Raw genomic sequence first — 4193 nt, 5'->3', positions numbered from 1 at the left:
AAGGCACGATCATCGTGCGCGATAACCCGAACCAGGACCTCAGTGACCTGGATCGCAACCCTACGCTAGGCAACGAAAAACTCCATCCGATCTTCGATGCACAAAAGGTGCAGGAGAACATGGAACTGAGTCAGGTGGCCAGCTATGTCGGCATGCGGGCAGCGGGCGACCTCGCCAACCAGATGGGCTGGGCTGAAGGCAGTCCGCAACGCACCATTCTGCACGGCGTGGTGGGTGCGGGCATCGCCGCCTTGGGCGGTGGCAACGTGGCTCAAGGTGCGATGGGTGCAGCAGCCAATCAACTGGTAGTCCAACAGATGGCCGATTACCTGCAAAGCCAGGGTTACAAACCCGGCACGCCGGAGTTCGCCTCAATGTTGCAACTCGCCAGCACCGCGGTGGGTGCGGCCGTGGGTGGGGGTGCCGGCGCGGCCACGGCGTTGGATGGGACTAAGTACAATTATTTGACTCACCTGCAAGTGCAGCAGCTAAAAGCCAAGCTAACTGCATGTGGTGCCGACAAGGCATGCCAAGACGACGCAAAGCAATGGGCCAATGACGTTTCAGCGGCTAATGACAGTGCTATGACTGGCATGTGCGGGGCAAGCCCGCAAAGTGCAATATGTAGGGAATCTATCAAGGATTCGATGGCTTACGATTTGAACACTGATATGCATGCGCTGATGCGCGGCGATCAAATGCGTAGCACGAATGCGCTGCTGCAAATGGCATTTGGTACCCCCGAAGGGCAACAGTTTTTCGACAACATCGATAGCCGAAAGGATTTCTTCAACATGTACGCCAATGCGATGTACGACAAAGGCAGCGATGTGGCATGGCCGAGGGCAGCGGCTCAGGTGTCGGGGGATTTGCAGAAGGCATGGAAGCCTGGATTTGATGTAATTGGTGGAACTCCTACACAAAACTGGATCAATCAGACGGGCAATGCCATTCTTAACTATCGCTGGAACGACTTGAAGTCACTTTACCAATCAACGGCACCGTTGACAGGTAATACTGCATTCAGCTGGGATAATCAGATATTGAAAAACGAACAGGGGCAGGTTCAGTGGTTATATGACCAGCTAAGTGGAAGAGCTGCGCTTGGAGTGGAGGGCGGAGCAATTTTCGCGCCCATCTTATTTCATGCCAAGGCACCTGTCTGGAATGTTGTTGATCCGGATTCTCGTATTGAGAAGGGGCATCAGGTGATGGACGGGGTCAGGAACGATCCGAATAAAGCATGGAGCAACTGACTATGCTCTACAAACTTATCTTTCCAATAGCATGGTCAATCACTTGTAGCATTATCTTGATCGTGGCTGCTTTTGTATCCGCAGGACATAGAGTGCCTATGGTCGTGATCTATTCTATATTTTTGGCGTTGTGTTTTGGGACCCTTTCATGGTTTGAGAAAAGATGGGTTGCAAGGAGATTGCGTAACCATGGTGACTTGGATTCACGATGTCGCCTAATTTACATTGGGGTGCTTTCAACAGTGTCTTTGGTGTTGCTTGTGGTCATGTTTGTTCCTGACGCAGTGAATAATTTTTACAAAAAACTAGCGTGGTACGACCATTTAATGGACTATTTGTTTATCTTTGGCCTATTGTCTGGTTCGCTCATTACCTTCGTTTTGTGGTTCTGGGTCATTGTGCGCACCAATTCGACGATGATGATTTATAAAGTGGCGAAGATTGAGATGGTCGTCATGCTTATCGTCACATATGCTATTAGCTTAAGCATGGATTACGAAACCTTTATCTTGGGCCATCCTCTAGGGATGAACTCATAGAGCCAGCGGCAGCTTGAGCTACAACCAGCGCAAGGTGGACAGCCACTACCAGAGCGTCAACGAGGTCAGCGGCATCCAGGTGGGCGATGGCGGCTTCCAGCTTGCCGTGGGCGGCAACACGCATCAGGTCGGCGGCGTGATCGCCAGCAGTGCCGATCCGAGCAAGAACGTCCTCGACACCGGCAGCCTCACTTACGAGAACATCCACAACGAAGCGAACTACAGCGCCAGCAGCGTGGGGATCAGCGGCGGCTACGGTGCAGGGGGCAGTACGATCGGCAATGCCCTCAGCGGCATCGGCACCGCGCTCTCGCTGACGACGCCGCAGCACGGGAAGTGCAGCAGCGATACGAATGCTGGCATCGCACAAGGCACGATCATCGTGCGCGATGGCAACAACGACCTGGCTGGACTGGATCGCAACCCTACGCTAGGCAACCAGGCGCTCGCACCGATCTTCGATGCACAGAAAGTGCAGGAAAACATGGAACTGAATCAGGTGGCCGGCTATGTCGGCATGCGGGCAGCGGGCGATATCGCCAACCAGATGGGCTGGGATGAAGGCAGTCCGCAACGCACCATTCTGCACGGCGTGGTGGGTGCGGGCATCGCCGCCTTGGGCGGTGGCAACGTGGCTCAAGGTGCGATGGGTGCAGCAGCCAATCAACTGGTAGTCCAACAGATGGCCGATTACCTGCAAAGCCAGGGTTACAAACCCGGCACGCCGGAGTTCGCCTCAATGTTGCAACTCGCCAGCACCGCGATGGGCGCGGCCGTGGGTGGGGGTAGCGGTGCAGCGACAGCACTCGATGGAACCAAGTTCAACTACTTGACACATAGTCAGTTGGCCCAAGTGAAGAAGGACTTGCGAGATTGCAAATCACAAGGTGGTGATGTGGGTGCCTGCCAAGGAAGCGTGCTTGCAAATGCTAATGCTCTATCGCAACAGCAGGATGTTAGCTTTTATCTAGACTGCACTAGCAATGTAGGTTGCAAGCCATATCAGGTTAACGACGCTACCAGATATGCAGCGGAAACGGACTTGCCGAATGGGTTGAGCAGCGATCAAGTACGAAGCACGCAAATGCTCATGGAATATTTGTTCAGCACAGACGATGGTTACAAATACTATCCAAATCTTGATCAGCGAAAGGACTTCTTTCAGGCATTCCAAAATGGAACGGATGAGAAAGGTGGCCAGACAGTGTGGCCGCAAGTAGCCGCCAACACTTCCGGGAAATTGCAATCCGTTAATGAGCCATATTGCCTAAACTGCGCTATGGCATCGGCGTGGGTGAATCAGGTTGGGGACACCATCATGAAAAAAGAATGGTCTGCTTTTCAGCAAATGTACAACGGTCCAATACTCACGGGCGAAGCAGCCAAACAGTGGGATTCAAGCATGCTTATTAATGAGCAGACAATGCTTCAGCCGCTGTACGACCATTTGATGGTGCAGGGTGGTTGGACCAACGATGTTATATATCTTGGCGGCTTTATTAATACGATAGGAAAAAATATATTTGATGTGCAAGACCGAATTAATTACGGCCAAAGCCAGATAGATTCAGTTCGTGATTCGAGGTAAAAATTATGGCGCACGACCTTAGCAGGATTGGAATTCTGGCACTTATTTCATCTTCTCCAACTGTAATAATTTTCATTTCAGCTGGACTAGCAGAAGGCGGGCCATTTGTTGCAATACACGCTATTTCTTACATAGTGAGCGTTTTTTTGATGATATATATGGCAAGGAATAGGCGATTTGAAAATTCTATTTATTTGATTCTTTTTGTCTTTACCACGATAGCGGCCACCATGTCTGCAAGGTTCGCTATATCGCTCTTTGGCAATGGCTTGGCTCGGCTTGGGAAAATTGATTTTATCTTTCTTGTTTCTTCCGGAACATTTTCTCTTTTAAGCATATGGCATTTAATATATTTATATAACATTTACGATAAAGATTTGACAGCGTTGAAAATTTACGGATGGATATCTGTTGCGATGATTGGTGTCATCAGCCTGATCATAATAATGATTCCACCTTTACCAATGATCATTTGAGATCCTTGGCTAGTGGTGTATCGCGATAATGATCATTCTCATTGGCGGCAATGACGTGCACATCATCAGCAGCGGCGTGCTCAGCCAGACTGGCACCGCCATCGTGGGCAACAACGTCACCATCGATGCGGCCGTAGGCACCAGCGATATCCATCAAAGCCACAAGGTGAGCCAGGGCGGGATCAACGTGGGCATCGGTGGCGCGGCGGCTAACGTCGCCAACACCGTTTACTACGCTGCCCAACGTAGTAGCCAAGTGCAGGATAGTCGCCTATCCGCCCTCTACGCGGCGCAGGCAGCCCAGGCGCTGTTCTCCCCCGGTGCCGCCCAAGGC

Annotated in this window: 4 protein-coding genes and 1 pseudogene; all 5 read left to right on the top strand. The window is 51.5% G+C overall.

What is annotated here, in order from left to right:
* Nucleotides 1–1256, top strand: a pseudogene (locus ISP15_RS18100) (hypothetical protein); the annotation flags it as partial.
* The gene (locus ISP15_RS18095) at nt 1244–1795 is read left to right on the top strand and encodes a hypothetical protein (protein WP_404549370.1); all 552 of its coding nucleotides are present in this window, start codon (nt 1244–1246) and stop codon (nt 1793–1795) included. The pseudogene ISP15_RS18100 and the gene ISP15_RS18095, both read left to right, overlap by 13 nt.
* Before the next feature lie 13 nt (nt 1796–1808).
* Nucleotides 1809–3383: a hypothetical protein gene (locus tag ISP15_RS18090; protein ID WP_404549368.1), complete on the top strand. Its 1575-nt coding sequence runs from the start codon at nt 1809–1811 to the stop codon at nt 3381–3383.
* Nucleotides 3384–3388: 5 nt separating this feature from the next.
* Nucleotides 3389–3859 (top strand): hypothetical protein, encoded by a 471-nt coding sequence (locus ISP15_RS18085; protein ID WP_404549367.1) that lies wholly within the window; start codon nt 3389–3391, stop codon nt 3857–3859.
* Between the two features lie 28 nt (nt 3860–3887).
* On the top strand, nt 3888–4193 hold a 306-nt coding region (locus ISP15_RS18080; RefSeq protein WP_404549366.1), incomplete at its 3' end, for a hypothetical protein.

It is taken from the genome of Dyella jejuensis, assembly GCF_044904675.1.
GTDB lineage: Bacteria > Pseudomonadota > Gammaproteobacteria > Xanthomonadales > Rhodanobacteraceae > Dyella_B > Dyella_B jejuensis.
This window is presented reverse-complemented; position numbering and strand designations above follow the sequence as displayed.

Bases quoted from the DNA above. Each gene is read 5' to 3' on its own strand.
- ISP15_RS18085 (WP_404549367.1), top strand. From the start codon at position 3,389: ATGGCGCACGACCTTAGCAGGATTGGAATTCTGGCACTTATTTCATCT.
- ISP15_RS18095 (WP_404549370.1), top strand. From the start codon at position 1,244: ATGGAGCAACTGACTATGCTCTACAAACTTATCTTTCCAATAGCATGG.